Raw genomic sequence first — 18,688 nt, forward strand, 5'->3', positions numbered from 1 at the left:
GTGCGTTTGTCCTCGCAAGAAATACCTGCGAGGCGCCCAAAAAATATATTACAGGGTTTTGACGAAATCGTCAAGTCCTTTTAATTATTTTCCTCGTCGTCTTCTGCATCTTCATCGGATATTTCAGATAATTGATCTTCAATACCTTCTGGTAATTCTTCTTCATCATCAGAATTACTATCAGCTATTTCATCTAAATCTTTATCATAACCTTTAATTTCTGTATCTTCATCATCATCTTCGTCGTCATCTTCATAAGTTGCATCTAAATCGTCGTCCTCAGGATCATCATCATTGTAATCAATAACGTCATCATCATCAGCGGCATCTGCTAAGAAAGCATTAACTTTCTTACGTTTTTTACGTTTAGGACGATCTTCATCGTCTTCATCTTCTACATGAGCAACAGCTTCATCGATTGAATCGAAGGGATACCATGAACGTAATCCCCATAAGTTCTCTCCAAGTGAAATGAAGCTACCATCAGCATTTAAATCTGTGTAAAATTGTGATAAGCGATCTCTCACTTCTAAATCATTTTTACCAAGATATGTTTGGATTTCATTAGTTAAGTCAGCAAAACCCATGACGTCACCATGTTGCGATAAGATTGCGTGAGCAACCTCGATCATTGATAACTCGTCTTTGTTTTGGCCATCGAATTGTTTAAGCTCCAACTAGCACACGTCCTTTCCAAAAGTCTACTCTTAATCATACATTTTTATGCCGTAAATTGCAATCGTATATTATAGTCTCCCAACAATTCACCGCTTGTTGTTAAGCGATAATCAATATCAAGTGATCCCGAAATTGGTTGGCTATTTAACTGACTTTTTAATTGCGTTGTTTCAATTTCAATTGGAATACGACCATACGCTGTTTTATAAACCCCATTAATTTTTTTTTGCGCTAAAAAAATTAATTTTGTGCGTATATCATCTGTTTCTCGAGTTAATTGAATTTCACCATCATCTTGCAATTTAAAGGTAACTGGATTTTTTTTACCAGACTCTGCGTCTTCTTCTTTATATCTGATATACATCCCATCGCCTAAACGAACGAGTTGTCCCGTTGTTTCGATGACATAGCGTTCAACTTCGCCTTCTTGTGTTTTAATTGTTTCCAAATGGATCGCAATTTGTTTATCTAACGTGATTGCCATACAACTTAATTCCTCCATTCACCTTATCGTTTCACTGTATTATAACTTAGATTTAAATGAATGTCGTTACCTATAATCATCATTATGTCATGACTAAATTACGAATGTTCGTTATAATAGAAGTATTACGAACTTATTTACTATCTAAATTTTCGAGGAGGGATTCTATTGCTCGAACAATCGCCGTTACTTGCTAGAGAAAAAGTGTTACGTGATCCTATTCACGATTACATTTATGTGCAACATCAAGTTATTTTAGATTTAATTAATACTAAAGAATTCCAACGTTTACGCCGAATTAAACAGCTCGGTACAACTTCATTAACTTTTCATGGAGCGGAACATTCACGTTTCACCCATTCCGTGGGTGTTTATGAAATCACACGTCGAATCTGCGATAATTTCCAACGAAATTATCCAAGCAAAGAAGCTGGCGACGGTTTATGGGACGACTCCGAAAAATTAGTGGCGTTATGCGCTGCTCTTTTACACGATATCGGCCATGGTCCATACTCACATACTTTCGAGCACATTTTCAAAACGGACCACGAAGCTATCACTGCTCAAATTTTAACTGATCCATCAACTGAGATTAATCAAGTTTTAGCAAAAGTTTCTGCTGATTTCCCAGAAAAAGTGGCAAGTGTTATTCAAAAAACGTACCCTAATCCACAAGTTGTCCAATTGATTTCGAGTCAAATAGACGCTGATCGAATGGATTACTTATTACGTGATTCTTACTACACTGGTACAAATTATGGTACATTTGACTTAACTCGGATTTTACGTGTGATGCGTCCTTATAAAGGCGGGATTGCATTTGATATCAATGGGATGCATGCCGTTGAAGATTATATTGTCAGCCGATTCCAAATGTACGTCCAAGTTTATTTCCATCCTATTTCTAGATCAATGGAAGTTATTTTAAGTCATTTATTAAATCGGGCTAAATACCTATACGAAAATAATCGCTTAAGTGCCGAGGATTCACCAAAATTATTGATTCCACTTTTTAAAAATGAATTTTCATTAGATGATTATTTACAATTAGATGACGGTGTTTTAACCACTTACTTCACGGAATGGCGTCAAAATACTGATAATATCTTAAGTGACTTAGCTGTCCGTTTCCTGGATCGCAAACCATTTAAATCAATCAAATTTGATGAAGAGACTGTTGATTTATTACCTACTCTAGAACGTCTTATTGAATCAGCTGGCTTTCAACCTGACTACTATACGGCAGAAAATGACAGTTACGACTTACCTTATGATGCCTATGATCCAACCAAAGATAAGCCGCGCACCCAAATCGAATTAGCTCAAGAAGATGGTTCACTTGTTGAATTATCTAGCGTCAGTGACCTCGTTGCTTCTATTACTGGTAAAGTATCAGGCGACCGTCGTTTCTTCTTCCCAAGAGAATTAGTAAAATCAGAGAACGATTTATTCACTGACATTTATACACAATTTAGAACTTATCTTAATAATGATACTTTAATCAACCCAAAGGAGAATACACAACATGACAATTAAATTAATCGCAATCGATATTGACGGTACTCTCGTTAATGATAAAAAAGAAATCGCCCCAGAAACTATTACTACTATTAAAGCTGCTAAAGCTGCTGGCATCAAAGTTGTCCTTTGTACCGGACGTCCTTTAACAGGCGTTACAAAATACTTAGAAAAACTCGGTTTAACATCAGATGATGATTTTGTTATTACTTTTAACGGTGCTTTAGTTCAAGTTTCAGGCTCTGGTGAAGTTTTAATTCATCATACGTTAGATATTAATGATTACAACATAATCGAAGAAACAAGTCGTGAATTAAACGTCCATGTTCATGCTGAAGATCAAGCATTAATGTATACACCTAATGCTGATATCAGTGAATATTCTGTGGCAGAGTCATTCTTAGTTCAAATGCCTATTCGTTTCCGAAAACCTGAAGAAATGGACAAGAATATCGTCATTTCGAAAATGATGTATATTGATTATCCTGAAGTTATTACACGTGTCGTTAAGGAATTACCCGCAAAAATTACCGATAATTATTACTACGTTCAAAGTGAACCTTACTTTTTAGAACTCCTAAACAAAAATGCCAGCAAGGGAAATGCCGTTATGTCCTTGGCTGATAAATTAGGTTTCACCAAAGACGAGGTTATGGCACTTGGTGATCAAGGTAATGATTTATCAATGATCCAAGCAGCAGGTCTAGGTGTTGCCATGGGTAACGCCATTCAAGAAGTTAAAGATAATGCTCAAGCAGTAACTGCTACTAACGTTGAGTTAGGTGTTGCTAAAGCAATCCAAAAATATGCATTAGCTGATTAAATAAATTAAAAACGGACCTAACTTTGAATAATCAAAGTTAGGTCCGTTTTTTTGGCGAATTATCTTCTAAACAACAATCGCATAAATTCTCTAAAAGATAACTTTGATTGCTTAAATTGTTTATATAATGATCCAGCATTTTCTGCAAATCCACCATCTACAAAGTATGCTCCTACAGCAAAACACAAAACGATGATAATACCCAAAAAAATATTCATGACATCATCTCCCTAGTTTAAATAGTCACTAATACAGCAATCAAAATCAATAATGCACCAACAATAAAACAACTACGCATCAATGGTGATATTTTAAGCGGACGATTTTTTTTACTTCCTACACTTTTAACATCAATTTTACGTTCATTATAATCTTCTTTAGATTCACCTTTATCTCGTCGTTTAAACCAGCCAGCGAATAGTTGTGCTTGGCTCAAAATTAATATAATGCCGACTAGAATTAATATAATGCCAATATAAAAATATACATTAGATAAAGAAAAACTATCCCCTCCAACACGGATCCAGATAATCGCAGTAATGATTGCCAGTACACTTAATAAAAATGTGACATTCCTTTTAGCCTGTTTCATGATAGTTAGTTCCTCGCTCGCTTTTAATTTGTGCTTTGATTATATCATTCAAACCTATTAACTCACAATTTTCAGTTCACTTATCCTATAAAATCCGTTATACTTTAAGATACAGTTAACCAAATTAAAGGAGACTCATCAAACATGTTAAAAGAATTTAGAGATTTTATCACTCGCGGAAATGTGATGGATTTGGCAGTCGCTGTTATTATTGGTGGTGCATTTACAACAATCGTTAAGTCTTTCACAACTAACATCATTGGTCCTATCATTGCACTTGTCGTCGGTAAAGTTGACTTGTCAGGGATCGTTCTCACAATTGGTGATACAACTTTCAAAATCGGACAATTTTTAGACGATGTCATTAACTTTATAATCGTAGCCTTTGTTATCTTTATGTTGCTTAAAGGAATCACAGCACTTAGAAATGCAACAAGTAGATCTAATGATAAGGAAGAAGAATCTTCAGAAACGACATTAACACCTACAGAAGAATATTTAAAAGATATCCGTAACTTACTAGCTGAAAGAGATAGTGACTTACCTCGAGAAGCATCAAAAAAAATTGAAGAAAAAATTGCAAAAGAAGACTAAATAATAATTAATAAAAACTTGATTCTGATTTTTAATCGGAATCAAGTTTTTTTATTTTACTTATATTTTATCTTTTTTACATCACATTTTCTTCACAACTACTTGTTATGATAACTTCATACCTTAATTAATAACTTTTAAATTTTAATTTATTTCCCCGAATAAATTAATTTAACTCATAACTAATTTCTCCCCTGAAATTAATTATCTCTACTCCCTTTTTCCGTCAGTCTCCCCGGACTGACGGTTTTTTTATACCCTTAAAATTAAAGTGTATCGACTATAAAATCATAATATTCAAGCGTTATAATCTGTAGTAATAAATAACAATCTAAGATTATTTTGGTCCCCCTTTTTAACATTACGAGTACTGTCTCTAATTAAATATACGTTTGAAGTCTAAGTTTAATGCCCAACCTAATTGGTTATATTCTCAGATTAGACACAAGACTATTCTGAGAATCGATTAGCTCTATAATAAATTAAAAAGAGAAGTCTCCAGATTGATTTCTGATTACTTCTCTTTTTAATTAGTTTTTATTCTATTTTTTTAACTTTTTTTCTAGTTCTAATATCTTTTTTGTTGTTAATTCATTAAGTTTAGCAGAACTAATTATTACTTTTCGTCTAGCTTTCTTATATTTATATAAACATACACATAAGTAAATGTAGAAAGCAATCCAAATACAAAATAATACTAAAGGCATAACAAGATAAACTAGATCATAACTATTCATTATTTTTCCCTTCTAATCTACTTATTTGTTCTTGTTGCTTCTTTTCCACATCATTAAGTTCGGTAATTTCTTTTTTATATTTCCGCATTTTTAAAATCATAAATACAAGCGTACCAATTAATAAAAATATTAATACTTTTATCTCAAATTCTATCATATTCTTCTCCTTCTATATTATTAAGGAACCTACAAAGACTATGAAAATAGTAACTAAAGTTACCCCAAGTTCTGCCCCAACACTAGTTACTGTACTAGACGTACTAAAAGCCATAGATATTTTGGGTAACTCTCCTGCATAATCAAAGTCAGGCTCTCTAAATTTTTTAATATAATATTATAATCTTGTACCGGATATGGATCACTCCCTATTCAATTAGACTCTTCATAAAGTATCTTAATTCCATAAATTATTTCACCTTTAATTAATTGACTAATTATTCAACCCTTATTCAATCAAAATATTATAGAATAGACTTGATAGGTTACAAACAATTCAAATGAATCTTTAATTTTCATTTACCTTCTGCTAGCCTTAAACAGTCTTATAAGTTATAATTTAACAATTCTTGAGCTAAAAGAACCATAGCAACACTTTCTTAAACTATATTTACTACCTTTTAATATACACTTTATCAATTTTAAAGGGTAGTAGAAAAGTTGTATTTAATAATCAGCTCAAATAGTGCTTTATTCTAAGAAAATCTTTATGTAAAAACTACTAAAATATTATATATCCTATACTTTCACCCCACAAAAAAAGTAATCATATTTTATCCTTTTTACGTCACATTTTCTTCACAACTACTTGTTATGATAACTTCATACCTTAATTAATAACTTTTAAATTTTAATTTATTTCCCCGAATAAATTAATCTAACTCATAACTAATTTCTCCCCTGAAATTAATTATCTCTACTCCCTTTTTCCGTCAGTCTCCCCGGACTGACGGTTTTTTATGTTGAATTTGAATACTTTAAGAATAGTAAAAAACAGCCCTAGCATTACCTGCCGGGACTGTCTAAATTAATTTAATTTACCTAGTGATATTCACTTAAAATCACTTTGATAGATATATTTTATATTAGTACCTGGTTTGGACGAAGTTAAAAACACTAAATTAAAAGAACGATTACCAGAGCCTTTTCTAATAATTGCTTTTAAAGTCTTATGATTTATCCCGACATGCAGCGAAGAATCAGATTCACCTTTTTCATTAAGCATATCAGATTGGGTCACATCATAAGAACTATTCATAACAAATAGCCCTCCGAGTGGAAAGTCACCATCTTTTTTTGATTCAATATCGACATCAATACTGTCATTGTAGTAAGCTTCGTCTGAGTCTTTAGTGACGTGATGCTTGATTTTAGTAAATACAAATTTTTCATTTACTATTTTTTGATGATTAGATGTTACAAACACATTCTTAATTTGACTGTTTTTATATTGTTCGGTTACTGCTGCATGAGCATTCCATAACCATACAGCGCTTGCTAGTAAGCAGATGCCTCCCAAAATAAGTAATCCTCTCTGACTTAGTTTCCACGAATTTTTATTTTTCATTTTAGAATAACTCTACCTTCTGAAATGTGAATGATTTTATCACTCACTTCGTTTAAGAAAACACTATCATGATTAGAAATAAGGATTGTTTTCCCTGCTGCTTTTTGATCGATAATTAACTGACGCAAAAAGTCTTTTCCACTATCGTCTAGTGCATTACTAGGTTCATCTAATATTAAAATAGGTGCATCATTGATTAAACAACAAGCAATTGAGGCCCTTTTCTTCATTCCTAATGAATAGTGTTTAATCGCACGCTTATCATTAGGATCTAGTCCAACATAAGTTACCATTTCGTTCAATTCATTCTTAGTCATTTTATGACTATTTAGTTGATTAATTAAGTCCAAGTTTTTAAGAACTGAAAAATCTTCTAACATACCAATACTATCCATAGAAAAAGCAATGCTGCTTGAAAAAAGTTCATCTACTCTGATATATTTTCCATTAACCCAAACTTCACCTTCAGTAGGCTTTACAAACCCAATAATCGTATTAAATATCATGGATTTCCCAGCACCATTTGGCCCACTGAATCCACAAACGATTCCTTCTTCAATTGATAAATTGATATCTACTAAAATATCTTTTTGCTTAATTCTTTTGGAAATGTTTTTCAACTCTATTATTTTCATTTTTACACTACTTTCTTTAAATAAAATCAATATCTTTAATTTTTATAAGTGAGATAATGATGCAACTCAATATAATCGTTAATAAAATTATAATGTTAACCGAATTATGATTAGGGTTAAATCTAGAGAGCATTGTTGCGTCTATAATGGATATGTGAGAAATATAAACATCTAATATTATGACTGCTAAACTCCCTATTAAGGGTAGTATAAAATCATCTAATAAAAATGACGCTGTTGATAACAATACAAGATAGGTGAAACTAAATATAAATAGATAACTATAGAAAGCTAAATGTGAGATACCAAAACCGTTTATAATCACTATCAAAAAATAAAAAAAACTATTATAAATTCCTAACATCAATAAATTGCTAAATAAATAATTTTTATATCCAATATTATGTAGAATTTTAAAATCTGATTTCCATAGTAACATTTGTGAATTTCCAATAGCTAATGCTGGAGAAATCACAAAGATGAACCAAAATAAAGGAAAAGATTCTCCCTCAGTATCTAACGAAGCACCATATAGTAAGCTCGTCATACCACTCACTTGATCTCTTTTGCACAATATGATCATCATCGTTAGCATAATAAAAATGAGCACCGTACGCCATTTAGAATAATAAATCGTTAAATAAATATTTCTAAAAACTAAGATACTGAAAAACTTCAATTTATAGAGTATTCTTTTTTTGATAAAATCCATCTTTGAAAAACCTCCAAAATAATAAAAAAGAGTAGTATAAAGAATATATTTTGAATTAAATATAACGTGTTAACACTATATCCAAGACTGATTATGCCATGATTAAAAAACAATCTAATCCCTCTTTCGTTCAAAAATATTTCTAATTGATAATAACCATAAATTAAAAATAACGATATAATTTTATTTCCTGTGAGGCAATAAAAGGACGCTATTAAATTATAAAAAACATACATTGCGATAAAATAAATAACCATTGTAACTAGCTGATAGCCATTTATATTATATTTTAAATTATCCTTATTTAAAATTAAAAAAAGGATTCCAGAGATAACAAATGCACAAATATATATGGCATAAAAGTAATTCACTTGTACTCTCAAAAAAGAAAAAGGTTTTCTTATATAATACATAATTGGAAATTTAGAACCCTGAAAGGGTAATAATATCAATATTGGAAAGAAAAGAATCATTATATTTTCAATATTTAAACTATTTTGTAGTCCTCCTTGGACTACGTCAATAAAGGAACTATTCTTTTCATTACCTAAAAATAAATAATATTCAAAAAGAGATAAAATAATTAATAAACAGAACGTAAGAATATCTATTACCCAGTCACGAGACCGTTTAGTTTTTAAATATATTTTAAATAATCGCATTACGTTTTACTCCCATAAAATTAAAAAGATAAGCTACAATGAGAACCAAAAACAAAATCCCCATAATAAATGATAAAGGAGGTAGGCCCTCCGCGGGTCCTCCTACCATAGGAAGCGACAAAGGTGCAGCAAGATAAAAAGGAAATACAGCAGCTAAAACACTTATAAATAAGCACAGTAAAAAACTAAAACTAACCACACTATAAATTGTTTTTACATATAAACTAACACTCGCGGCAACTACAGAAAAAACACCTGCGAACAAACCTGCAAGTAAAATATAAAATAAAATCCCCGTATATGATTGCTGGAAAAGGTCCTTCATAAAATATGTTGAATTCGATGCAAGTCCCAGATTATTATTTAATACAGCATCTAATGGTTGATTAGGGAATAAACACCATGCTACTAATAAATCCAATAATAAAGGTAGTATCCCAATCAAAAATCCTGAAATAAAGCTTAAGCTAAATGAATGAATAGAATAATTAATAATTCCCTTTTTTTGTACATATTGTTTAATAAAACCTGTTTGTTTATCCTCGAAGACAATTAGATTCAAACCAATCACTGAAAATAAAGGTAATAACAAATAAAATAAAGCTGAAAAATCGCTACCAGTACCACCTATACCTATCCATGTTGTAATCACAGTAAAAGTTAAATTAGAACCATCTAGATAAGTCCTATTAGGTAACATATCCATAGACACGTGAACTACTATTAAAGCAAAACCCACTAATATGCCATAAAAATATTGTTTCTTCGCCATACGCGACAGCCAATAAGAATTCATTTTTTTCACACCAATCTTTTATTTTAATATAATGCGTAAGAGAGCACATTATTTCTTCTTATCTATCAGGTTTCCAATTACCATCAGCACTACCATATGCATGAATACTATTTACAATATATGCATTGTTTCCTGTTCCATACCACTCTACTAAATAATTAGTTAATTTTGTCTGTCCTTTAGATTTAATAACATATTTTTTTCCTTTAGAAACAGATACATTTCCTGTACGACCAGCCTTATAAGAGTGTCCCCAAGCTTCCACACGTATTTTTCCCGATATCTTTTTGATGTTTAATTCATACGCAGTTTTACTCCACTTTTGAATTCTATAAGTTTCGTCCCAAGGATCATTCCATCTATTAGCAAGATGAACATAATTCGGATTGTTAGCCTCTACACGATCTGAACTTAAAATTGCTATACCAAAAACACATATTGCAACTAAAATAAATGACATTAATTTTTTCATAAAAACTCCTTAAAATTCTCCCTTACGCATTTAATATTATATATAAATAATTAACTCAAAACAATAATATTCAAGTTAAAAAAGACTTTTATAATTTATATATAATATAAAATTAATGCTAATATTAATAAAAAATCACTTTAATGTTGTTTATCATTCTTAGTAAGATCTATTAAGTCCTAAGATATTCAAGTAAACAGACTGCTTACTACTCTAACGTACTAACTACGAGAAGAACTTTCTTCCTTTTTACGTCACATTTTCTTCACAACTACTTGTTATTATAACTTCATACCTTAATTAATAACTTTTAAATTTTAATTTATTTCCCCGAATAAATTAATCTAACTCATAACTAATTTCTCCCCTGAAATTAATTATCTCTACTCCCTTTTTCCGTCAGTCTCCCTGGACTGACGGTTTTTTTATGTCCTAAATTTGGATACAAAAAAAGTTAGACAACATTAGTTATCTAACTTTCTTAACTTTATTTTTCATTATGGAAACGATTTTTAAATAATGGACTAACTGGTTTGTTTTCATGAATTCTCGTGATTGCATCCCCAATTAATTGACCCACTGAAATTTGAACTAATTTATCAATTTTCTTATCTTCAGGTAACTGAATTGAATCTGTTACGATAAATTGCTTAATAGGTGATTTTGCAATTCTTTCAACAGCTGGACCTGATAAAACCGGATGAGTTGCACTTGCGTACACTTCAGTTGCACCGGCATCCATTAAAGCCTGAGCAGCAAGCGTAATTGTTCCTGCCGTATCAACCATATCATCAATTAAGATACAACGTTTGCCTTCAACGGTACCAATAATGTTCATCACTTCAGCAACGTTAGCTTTAGGACGACGTTTATCAATAATTGCAATAGGTGCTTTCAAGAATTCTGCTAATTTACGAGCACGTGTCACTCCACCATGATCAGGTGAAACGACAACAGAATCTTTATCTAATCCTTCGGTTAAGAAGTAGTCAGCTAATAAAGGTGCACCCATTAAATGATCAACTGGGATATCAAAGAATCCTTGAATTTGAGCAGCATGCAAATCAAGCGCTAAAATTCTTGTTGCACCAGCTTTTTCTAACATGTCAGCAACTAATTTTGCTGTAATTGGTTCCCGTGAACGTGCTTTACGATCTTGACGAGCATAACCATAGTAAGGAATAACGACATTAATTGATTTAGCACTTGCGCGACGCAAAGCATCAATCATAATTAATAATTCCATAATATTGTCATTGACGGGTGCAGATGTTGATTGAACAATGTAAACATGATCTCCACGAATACTTTCTTCAATATTAATTCTGATTTCACCATCACTAAAGCGATCTACAGAGGTTTTACCTAATTTAACACCAACAGCATCAGCAATTTTTTCAGCCAATGGTTTATTCGAGTTCAAAGCAAAAATTTTCAACTTTGGATCAAAATAATGTTCTGACATATGTGCCTCCAGTTATTTAATTTTCCCTACTTAAAATTTTAAATATTAATCAAGTAAATTGCAAGTTAAAATCCGATAAGAATTCGCTTACTAATCAATTTCTGGTGCATGAGCTACTGGTAATTTGTCAAAATAACCTTTTTTATTCACTTGACGACCACGAGCAATACCCATATCGTGTGAATCAATATTATCTGTAATTGTTGATCCGGCAGCGATAAATACATGATCACCAACTTCTAGTGGTGCAACTACATTAGATCCACTACCAATAAATGAATGATCACCAATGTTGGTATGGTGTTTATTAACGCCATCATAATTAACAAAAACGACGCCGCAGCCGACATTAATATCTTTACCTAAAGTGGCATCCCCGACATAAGTCAAATGACCAACTTTAGTACTCTTACCGATAGTTGCATTTTTAATTTCTACAAAATTACCGATATGAGCAGCTTCACCAATATGTGCTTGAGGACGTAAGTGACTGTATGGTCCAATGTTACTCATTGTTTCCATTTCAGAATCTTCAAGATATGATGACGTAACAGTTACCTTATCATGAATAATACTATCAATAATTTCAGAATGAGCACCAATGACACAATCTTCACCAATGACTGTATTACCTTTTAAGTAAACGCCTGGTTCTACAATTGTATCTGAACCAATTTTAACATTATATTCGATGTAAGTCGTCTCAGGATCAACTAAAGTCACACCATTGCGCATATGTTTTTCGTTAATCCGGCGTTGCATAACTTTAGTTGCAGCAGATAAAGCCACACGATCATTTACACCCATTGATTCAGAGAAATCTTTCATGCGGTAAGCTGCGACTATCTTACCTTGTTTTTTAAGAATTTCCATAACGTCAGTTAAGTAATATTCACCTTGTGCATTATCATTTGTTACTTCATGTAAAGCTTCAAATAAAGTTTTATTATCAAAACAGTACACACCTGTGTTAATTTCTTGAACATTAGCTTCTTGAATTGTGGCATCTTTTTGTTCAACAATTTTTTCAACAATCCCAATATCATTACGAATAATTCGACCGTAACCCGTTGGATCTTCTGCTTGTGCTGTTAGAACAGTTGCAGCAGCACCTTTTTCTTTATGATATTCAAATAATTCACCAAATGTTTTGGCAGTAAGTAACGGTGTATCACCATTAGCAATAATGGTCATACCCTCTTTATCTTTTAAGATTTTTTCTGCTTGAAGGACAGCATGACCAGTTCCCAATTGTTCTGCTTGAAGAACATATTCTGAGCGATTGCCTAACGTTTCTTCAACCTGCTCAGCACCATGTCCCACAATAGTAACAACTTCATCCATATTATTTGCTTCAATTTCCGATAAAACGTGGTCAACCATTGGACGCCCAGCAATCGGATGTAACACTTTATATAGTTTAGATTTCATTCTTGTACCTTTACCGGCAGCAAGAATAATGGCATATTTAGCAACTGTCATTAGATAGTCTCCTCCAATTATATTCTAATATTCTACCTTAATAATAGCTTAAACCCGTATGCGTTGCAAGATTTCGAATAAATATGCTTACTTTATTCGAAATTAAAAAACACTTGATTTTAAATTATTATTGGAATTTTCTAAAAAAAACTTAATGTTAAATTTAACATTAAGTTTTCATATAAATTATCTATTAACTTTTTATTTTTTAAATGTTTTTGTTAAATAATTTCCTTCACTAACATGAATGGTTTTGTCTGTATGATTAATTTCATCAACTTTTAACAATGAACTATAATCATCAACAATTCGGTCACCACTAAAGGCGCCCTCAGCGAAAACGGAAATACCGACTAAGTTTGCTTCAAACTCTTCGATTAAACTCTTCATTCCGTTAACTGTGCCGCCACCCTTCATGAAATCATCTACGATTAATACGTTAGCACCACGTTTTAAACTACGCTTTGATAATTCCATTTTTTCAATACGTTCACTCGAGCCAGATACATAGTTAACACTAACGGTTGAACCCTCGGTAATTTTTGAATCGCGACGCACAATAACAAATGGCACATTCAAAAATGTTGAGACACTTTGTGCGATGGGTACACCTTTAGTTGCAACTGTCATAACGGCATCAATTTTTTGGTCTAAGTACTCTGTTGCAATCAAGCGTCCTACTTGACGTAAAACGTCAGGACGGCCAAGTAAATCAGATAGATAGACATAGCCACCAGGTAATAACCGATCTTTTTCTGATAACTCCTCAGTCATTGATTCAATAAATTCACGTGCTTCTGCTTCATCAATAGATGGAATAAAACGTGCACCGCCAGCTGCGCCAGGAATTGTTTCTAGCGTTCCCGTGCCTCGCTCTCTAACTGTACGTTTTACAATCGCAAGATCTTCACTGATTGATGATTTAGCTGATTCATAGCGTTTTGAGAAATACGTCAAAGAAACCAACGTATGTGGTCTTTCTAGCAAATAACGAGTCATATCAATTAATCGATCGCTTCTTCTTGTTTTCATATATATATCAGGCCTTTCTTTTAAACATATCTAGTATTCAAAGTGTGATTTTCATTATAACCCGTTTTACCGAATAATAACAGTAAAATGCCAAAATATAATTATTAACGTTCGGTTTTTAATGATTTTCTAATAAAAAAACAAGCTATTTTTAAAAGTAGCTTGTTGATTGTTAATATTCGGTTTTATTTTTGTTTATTAATTTGAAGTCTAACGGATATAACTTTAATAATACTGCATATAATGAAAATCGTAATGAATAATAGCGTAATCGTTGCGCCAGGCGGTGTATTAAATTGGTAAGATGACATTAATCCGCCAACCATCCCTATTACACCAACTATCACACCAATTATAATAACCAGATTAAAGCTACGACCCAATCGCATTGCAATTGCTGCAGGTAAAATCATAATTGCAGAAACGAGTAGTGCCCCGGCAATTGGCATCATTATAGCAATCGTCACACCTGTAACTGCGTTAAAACTAATTGACATCAATCTAACCGGTAACCCTTCAGCAAAAGCCGTCTCTTCGTCAAAAGTTAAAACATACATTGGCTTTTTGAATAGTAGGAAGAGAACGACAATTAATACAGTTAAAATTGCTAAAATGATAACCTGCGCTGAACTAATCGTCACAATTGAACCAAATAAATATTGCTGTACACTCATTGAACTGGCACCTTGATTTAAACTCATTAAAACTAAGGCAATTGATAGTCCGGCAGACATCATAATGGCAATTGAAACTTCTGAATACGTACGGTATAAATTGCTTAAAAATTCAATTAAAACTGAGGCAATTAAAACCACAATCAGTGTGGTAATTGTTGGATTAATATTAACAAACAATCCTAACGCGACCCCTGCTAACGAAACGTGTGACAATGTATCTGCCAAAAGCGATTGCCTTCTTAAAACTAAGAATAATCCCAATAACGGCGTAATTACTGCCATTAAAAGTGAAGCAATTAAAGCTCGTTGCATGAATCCATCGAGAAACATCTCCATTGTGAGTCCTCCTTTCTAACTAATTTAATGTGACGATCAATATATTCTGAAACATCTTCATGATCATGCGTTATCATCAAGATACCTTTATGATGCGTATGGGCTTCATGTTGTAATAATTCGTAGAAATCGTGACGCGATTGTTCATCCATCCCTGTTGTTGGTTCATCTAAAATAAATAAATCAGGATCTGCTGCAAAAATACGGGCTAAACAAACACGTTGTTTTTGACCACCAGATAATTCACCAATTTTATGATTCTTAAAGTTCCACATATTAACTGTTTCAAGTGCTTTTTTTATATGTTCATGATCATTTTTATTCAGACGTCTTAACCAACGATTTTGTTGGTAACGGCCTGATGCTACTAGTTCATATACTGTTGACGGAAACCCCGCATTAAATGATGAAATCTCTTGTGGGATATATCCGACACGTAATTTTTTATTATCTAAATTAGTTTTAGAAATTTCAGCAGTTCCTTTAGCCGGATGTAATAGGCCAAGTACATTTCTAATTAAAGTTGATTTTGCAGCACCATTTTCACCAGTTAAAATGACAAATTCACCCGAATCAATGTGGAAATTAATATCTTGTAAAACAGGTTCTTCATCGTAATAAAAGGTAAGATCTTTGACTTCAATATATTTCATCTATTCTCCTTATTTAACAACCGTTTTTAACGATTTTAAATTATCTTGCATAACTGAAAGGTATGTTTCTCCATTTTCGATTTGAACTTTTGATAGTCCTTCAATTGGATTCAATCCTTTAACCTTAATATTTGTTTCTTTAGCTAGCATATTCGCAATTTTACTAGAATCATTAGATTCAGTAAAAATGGTATCTACATGATACTTTTTAATATACGTTTGTAGCTCTGCCAAACGTCTTGGACTAGGTTCTTCATCCGAAGAAATACCCGCAACCGCAACTTGCGTTAGTCCATATTGTTTTGCCAAGTAAGCAAATGCAGCATGTTGCGTAACAAATGTTTTATTCTTAGCATTTTTAAATGTCGTTTTATATTCTTGATTTAATTCCGTTAATTTTTTCAAATAAGCATTTGTTCGTTTTACATAATACTTTTCATTTTTAGGATCTTGCTGAATTAATTCATTTGAAATGTTTTTAACCATTTTTTTTGCGTTTTCAGGATTTAACCAAATATGAGGGTCATAATTATTAGTCGATGAAAATGAACTTTCCTCTTCTTTATTAGCTAATTCAGCCTCTTCACTTTTCAATTCTTCGTTCTCATCAATCATTTTAATTGAATGACTAGAATTTAAAATCTGCGTTTGTTTTTCATCAATACTTGATTTCAAACTTTTAACCCACGTTTCCATATTATTACTACTATAGATAAAGATATCTGACCTCGCAATTTTACTAATATCCTTTGCACTAGGTTCGTAATCATGCGGTTCTGTCCCGGCAGGCATCAACATTGTTATATCTGCGTTATCGCCTGCAACTGCCTTAGTAAATTCATACACTGGGTAAAATGTCGTGATAACCTGTAATTTATTAGACTCTTTCTTAGTTGCCCCTTGCCCACACCCGGTCAATACAACAACTAACATCGTGAGTACTATGCTTACTAAAATTAATTTTTTTTGCATGGTTTCTCCCTCATTTTTTCAAATCGTAATCTAAATAGTAATCAATACCATTACCGACAAATATTAGAATATCATTTTAGGTACAGCTACGTCAACTTTTTTAAGTGTCACTACGGTGTTAAGCTGTCATTCGTATAAGTTCATCTTGTTATAATAACTGTATTTAAAGTCGACCTGTCAGCAAGTGAACCGTTTCCAATTTAAAAGTGAACTATATCATTAGAATTAAATATAATTTACTATTAATATCTTGCGCGCAAAAAGACGCAACATCATAACTAACCATTAGTTACGATGTTGCGTCTCATTATTTTATCTGGTAACTCTTATTTTACTCTAGAATATCTTGATATAATTCTAATCCTAGCCTATTCATTCCCGGAATCTGCTTATCTTCAGTTCCCGATTCTGACATCGCCACAACTATAAATGCCTTTTTATCTTTTTCTATAATGGCAGCATCATTTTGAATACCATATTCGTTGTATTCGCCTGTCTTATTATAGACTGTAACACCAGTTGGTAAGGACGATGGTAATTTAGTTAGATTTTTATTTTCTTTTAGTAAATCTAGCATTGCCTGATCCGATTGGTTAGACACTAATTTATGATTATACATTTTTTTAAGAATTTTACCCATATCTGTTACTGACGTTTTATTATCGATTCCTGAATTAAGGGCATCTGTATCCATCATTTTTCTTTTAATTGTTGTATTAATTGCGCCTAATTTTTTAATTTCTGTATTAATTGAAGCAAATCCACCAAGTTTATCAATCACAATATTTGCAGCAGTATTATCACTGTCATCAATCATTTTTTCTAATAATTCTTTATATGACAATCTAGTACCTGCGCTCATATTCTGGATTTCTCCCGTTCCACCGACCTTATCCGATTCTGATAAAACATAGCTATCCTTTAGGTTGATGGTCCCTTCTTTTTCCATAGAATAAGCTGTAATTAAAATAAATAATTTAATCATGCTGGCTGATCCTTGCGCATGATTATTTTCAACTACCGGTGCACTACCATCTGTTAACGAAACGTAGACCGAATTTTTTCCATCAACGTCATCCATATATGTTGCAATATCATTCTTAATTTTAACTTTATTTAGTACTAAACTATTTTCTGAAGATTGCGTTTTTTCCGATGTTTTCTTTTCTTTTGAGCTAGATACTGCAGTAGTTGTTTCCTTCGTCGGTACACTATCTTTGTGCGTTAACTTTCCAGCTATAAGATAACCGCCACCCGCTATAATAACAAGTAAAATAATTCCTAAAACTATTTTCATCGGGTTGTTATTTTTAGCTCGTTTTTCTGTTATTTCATTGTTTACTATTGGCGCTGCTACTTTATTAGTATCTTGCGCTTTCGGATTAAATTTAAAGCCACAATTATTGCAAAATTGATCCTCAACCTTATTTGCTATGTTGCATTGCGGACATGTTTTCATAGGAGCAACATTTTTATTTTCTAACGGTTGCCCACAATTATCACAGTATAATGCATCATTTTCATTCTGAGACCCACATTTCGAACAAATTTTCATATCTTCACCTCGTAATTTTTAGGACTTTAACTTATCCTTCATTACATCCCTATTTTTTCTATATATGTACTCAATATCTGTTACTCATAAACTAACTATCAACACTTATGTTTCCTCCATACCTTTCCCCAAATATGGCTTTTATTCTCCCAAAGACAATCCCCCATTTTCTTGCAAATTAGATTAATCTAACACGCTACATTAAATCATGTCTTAGTTATAAAGTTAACCTATATTAGGTAGTATGTA

General features: G+C 32.2%; 21 protein-coding genes. 3 read left to right on the plus strand and 18 right to left on the minus strand.

The window, feature by feature from the left end; all coding sequences use genetic code 11:
* Window positions 1-80: 80 nt before the first annotated feature.
* Both rpoE and AC1RPT_RS06330 read right to left on the minus strand, forming a co-directional pair.
* The gene (gene rpoE, locus AC1RPT_RS06325; RefSeq protein WP_481761775.1) at window positions 81-677 is read right to left on the minus strand and encodes a DNA-directed RNA polymerase subunit delta; all 597 of its coding nucleotides are present in this window, start codon (window positions 675-677) and stop codon (window positions 81-83) included.
* A 44-nt stretch (window positions 678-721) separates the two neighbouring features.
* The gene (locus AC1RPT_RS06330; RefSeq protein WP_481761776.1) at window positions 722-1,162 is read right to left on the minus strand and encodes a YwiB family protein; all 441 of its coding nucleotides are present in this window, start codon (window positions 1,160-1,162) and stop codon (window positions 722-724) included.
* Window positions 1,163-1,330: 168 nt separating this feature from the next.
* Here AC1RPT_RS06330 and AC1RPT_RS06335 point away from each other — a divergent pair, with 168 nt between their 5' ends.
* Complete coding sequence (locus AC1RPT_RS06335) at window positions 1,331-2,698, plus strand: HD domain-containing protein (protein ID WP_481761777.1); 1,368 nt, start codon at window positions 1,331-1,333, stop codon at window positions 2,696-2,698.
* Window positions 2,688-3,503: a sugar-phosphatase gene (gene yidA / locus AC1RPT_RS06340; RefSeq protein ID WP_409021948.1), complete on the plus strand. Its 816-nt coding sequence runs from the start codon at window positions 2,688-2,690 to the stop codon at window positions 3,501-3,503. The genes AC1RPT_RS06335 and yidA overlap by 11 nt, the downstream gene beginning before the upstream one ends.
* Before the next feature lie 59 nt (window positions 3,504-3,562).
* On the opposite strand, the gene AC1RPT_RS06345 is transcribed toward yidA, so the two are convergent.
* Together AC1RPT_RS06345 and AC1RPT_RS06350 are read right to left on the minus strand one after the other, a co-directional pair.
* The gene (locus tag AC1RPT_RS06345; RefSeq protein WP_481761778.1) at window positions 3,563-3,721 is read right to left on the minus strand and encodes a hypothetical protein; all 159 of its coding nucleotides are present in this window, start codon (window positions 3,719-3,721) and stop codon (window positions 3,563-3,565) included.
* A 17-nt stretch (window positions 3,722-3,738) separates the two neighbouring features.
* A complete protein-coding gene (locus AC1RPT_RS06350; protein ID WP_481761779.1) occupies window positions 3,739-4,095 on the minus strand; it encodes a DUF3899 domain-containing protein in 357 nt (118 codons plus the stop codon).
* Between the two features lie 144 nt (window positions 4,096-4,239).
* On the opposite strand from AC1RPT_RS06350, the gene mscL reads away from it, so the two are divergent.
* Window positions 4,240-4,689 (plus strand): large conductance mechanosensitive channel protein MscL, encoded by a 450-nt coding sequence (mscL, locus tag AC1RPT_RS06355; RefSeq protein ID WP_409021944.1) that lies wholly within the window; start codon window positions 4,240-4,242, stop codon window positions 4,687-4,689.
* A 729-nt stretch (window positions 4,690-5,418) separates the two neighbouring features.
* Here the strand turns inward: mscL and AC1RPT_RS06360 are convergent.
* From AC1RPT_RS06360 to AC1RPT_RS06425, 14 genes are all read right to left on the minus strand, one after another.
* On the minus strand, window positions 5,419-5,583 hold the full coding sequence (locus tag AC1RPT_RS06360; RefSeq protein WP_481761780.1) for a hypothetical protein: 165 nt from the start codon (window positions 5,581-5,583) through the stop codon (window positions 5,419-5,421).
* 891 nt (window positions 5,584-6,474) lie between these two features.
* Window positions 6,475-6,990 (minus strand): hypothetical protein, encoded by a 516-nt coding sequence (locus AC1RPT_RS06365; RefSeq protein WP_481761781.1) that lies wholly within the window; start codon window positions 6,988-6,990, stop codon window positions 6,475-6,477.
* The gene (locus AC1RPT_RS06370) at window positions 6,987-7,625 is read right to left on the minus strand and encodes an ATP-binding cassette domain-containing protein (protein ID WP_481761782.1); all 639 of its coding nucleotides are present in this window, start codon (window positions 7,623-7,625) and stop codon (window positions 6,987-6,989) included. Before AC1RPT_RS06370 ends, AC1RPT_RS06365 begins: the two co-directional genes overlap by 4 nt.
* 16 nt (window positions 7,626-7,641) lie before the next feature.
* A complete protein-coding gene (locus tag AC1RPT_RS06375; protein WP_481761783.1) occupies window positions 7,642-8,337 on the minus strand; it encodes a hypothetical protein in 696 nt (231 codons plus the stop codon).
* Window positions 8,301-8,999 (minus strand): hypothetical protein, encoded by a 699-nt coding sequence (locus AC1RPT_RS06380; protein WP_481761784.1) that lies wholly within the window; start codon window positions 8,997-8,999, stop codon window positions 8,301-8,303. Before AC1RPT_RS06380 ends, AC1RPT_RS06375 begins: the two co-directional genes overlap by 37 nt.
* Window positions 8,986-9,795: a hypothetical protein gene (locus AC1RPT_RS06385; RefSeq protein ID WP_481762192.1), complete on the minus strand. Its 810-nt coding sequence runs from the start codon at window positions 9,793-9,795 to the stop codon at window positions 8,986-8,988. The genes AC1RPT_RS06380 and AC1RPT_RS06385 overlap by 14 nt, the downstream gene beginning before the upstream one ends.
* Window positions 9,796-9,853: 58 nt before the next feature.
* Window positions 9,854-10,267 (minus strand): hypothetical protein, encoded by a 414-nt coding sequence (locus AC1RPT_RS06390; RefSeq protein ID WP_481761786.1) that lies wholly within the window; start codon window positions 10,265-10,267, stop codon window positions 9,854-9,856.
* A 487-nt stretch (window positions 10,268-10,754) separates the two neighbouring features.
* A complete protein-coding gene (locus tag AC1RPT_RS06395; protein ID WP_481761787.1) occupies window positions 10,755-11,732 on the minus strand; it encodes a ribose-phosphate diphosphokinase in 978 nt (325 codons plus the stop codon).
* 90 nt (window positions 11,733-11,822) lie between these two features.
* The gene (gene glmU / locus AC1RPT_RS06400) at window positions 11,823-13,214 is read right to left on the minus strand and encodes a bifunctional UDP-N-acetylglucosamine diphosphorylase/glucosamine-1-phosphate N-acetyltransferase GlmU (RefSeq protein ID WP_481761788.1); all 1,392 of its coding nucleotides are present in this window, start codon (window positions 13,212-13,214) and stop codon (window positions 11,823-11,825) included.
* 201 nt (window positions 13,215-13,415) lie between these two features.
* The gene (purR, locus tag AC1RPT_RS06405) at window positions 13,416-14,246 is read right to left on the minus strand and encodes a pur operon repressor (protein ID WP_409021938.1); all 831 of its coding nucleotides are present in this window, start codon (window positions 14,244-14,246) and stop codon (window positions 13,416-13,418) included.
* Between the two features lie 185 nt (window positions 14,247-14,431).
* Window positions 14,432-15,259, minus strand: a complete 828-nt coding sequence (locus AC1RPT_RS06410) for a metal ABC transporter permease (protein WP_481761789.1) — start codon at window positions 15,257-15,259, stop codon at window positions 14,432-14,434.
* Window positions 15,220-15,912 (minus strand): metal ABC transporter ATP-binding protein, encoded by a 693-nt coding sequence (locus AC1RPT_RS06415; protein WP_481761790.1) that lies wholly within the window; start codon window positions 15,910-15,912, stop codon window positions 15,220-15,222. Before AC1RPT_RS06415 ends, AC1RPT_RS06410 begins: the two co-directional genes overlap by 40 nt.
* Before the next feature lie 9 nt (window positions 15,913-15,921).
* On the minus strand, window positions 15,922-16,884 hold the full coding sequence (locus AC1RPT_RS06420) for a metal ABC transporter substrate-binding protein (protein ID WP_481761791.1): 963 nt from the start codon (window positions 16,882-16,884) through the stop codon (window positions 15,922-15,924).
* Window positions 16,885-17,215: 331 nt separating this feature from the next.
* On the minus strand, window positions 17,216-18,439 hold the full coding sequence (locus AC1RPT_RS06425; protein WP_481761792.1) for a serine hydrolase: 1,224 nt from the start codon (window positions 18,437-18,439) through the stop codon (window positions 17,216-17,218).
* Between the last annotated feature and the right edge of the window lie 249 nt (window positions 18,440-18,688).

Source organism: Dellaglioa sp. CoH-56-MRSF-11, from assembly GCF_056782135.1.

Coding starts and splice junctions, on each gene's coding strand:
- mscL (WP_409021944.1), top strand. CDS start 4,240: ATGTTAAAAGAATTTAGAGATTTTATCACTCGCGGAAATGTGATGGAT.
- AC1RPT_RS06415 (WP_481761790.1), bottom strand. CDS start 15,912: ATGAAATATATTGAAGTCAAAGATCTTACCTTTTATTACGATGAAGAA.
- AC1RPT_RS06410 (WP_481761789.1), bottom strand. CDS start 15,259: ATGGAGATGTTTCTCGATGGATTCATGCAACGAGCTTTAATTGCTTCA.
- AC1RPT_RS06420 (WP_481761791.1), bottom strand. CDS start 16,884: ATGCAAAAAAAATTAATTTTAGTAAGCATAGTACTCACGATGTTAGTT.
- AC1RPT_RS06350 (WP_481761779.1), bottom strand. CDS start 4,095: ATGAAACAGGCTAAAAGGAATGTCACATTTTTATTAAGTGTACTGGCA.
- AC1RPT_RS06365 (WP_481761781.1), bottom strand. CDS start 6,990: ATGAAAAATAAAAATTCGTGGAAACTAAGTCAGAGAGGATTACTTATT.
- AC1RPT_RS06375 (WP_481761783.1), bottom strand. CDS start 8,337: ATGGATTTTATCAAAAAAAGAATACTCTATAAATTGAAGTTTTTCAGT.
- AC1RPT_RS06345 (WP_481761778.1), bottom strand. CDS start 3,721: ATGAATATTTTTTTGGGTATTATCATCGTTTTGTGTTTTGCTGTAGGA.
- AC1RPT_RS06395 (WP_481761787.1), bottom strand. CDS start 11,732: ATGTCAGAACATTATTTTGATCCAAAGTTGAAAATTTTTGCTTTGAAC.
- AC1RPT_RS06370 (WP_481761782.1), bottom strand. CDS start 7,625: ATGAAAATAATAGAGTTGAAAAACATTTCCAAAAGAATTAAGCAAAAA.
- purR (WP_409021938.1), bottom strand. CDS start 14,246: ATGAAAACAAGAAGAAGCGATCGATTAATTGATATGACTCGTTATTTG.
- AC1RPT_RS06385 (WP_481762192.1), bottom strand. CDS start 9,795: ATGAATTCTTATTGGCTGTCGCGTATGGCGAAGAAACAATATTTTTAT.
- glmU (WP_481761788.1), bottom strand. CDS start 13,214: ATGACAGTTGCTAAATATGCCATTATTCTTGCTGCCGGTAAAGGTACA.
- AC1RPT_RS06425 (WP_481761792.1), bottom strand. CDS start 18,439: ATGAAAATTTGTTCGAAATGTGGGTCTCAGAATGAAAATGATGCATTA.
- AC1RPT_RS06390 (WP_481761786.1), bottom strand. CDS start 10,267: ATGAAAAAATTAATGTCATTTATTTTAGTTGCAATATGTGTTTTTGGT.
- yidA (WP_409021948.1), top strand. CDS start 2,688: ATGACAATTAAATTAATCGCAATCGATATTGACGGTACTCTCGTTAAT.
- AC1RPT_RS06330 (WP_481761776.1), bottom strand. CDS start 1,162: ATGGCAATCACGTTAGATAAACAAATTGCGATCCATTTGGAAACAATT.
- AC1RPT_RS06360 (WP_481761780.1), bottom strand. CDS start 5,583: ATGATAGAATTTGAGATAAAAGTATTAATATTTTTATTAATTGGTACG.
- AC1RPT_RS06380 (WP_481761784.1), bottom strand. CDS start 8,999: ATGCGATTATTTAAAATATATTTAAAAACTAAACGGTCTCGTGACTGG.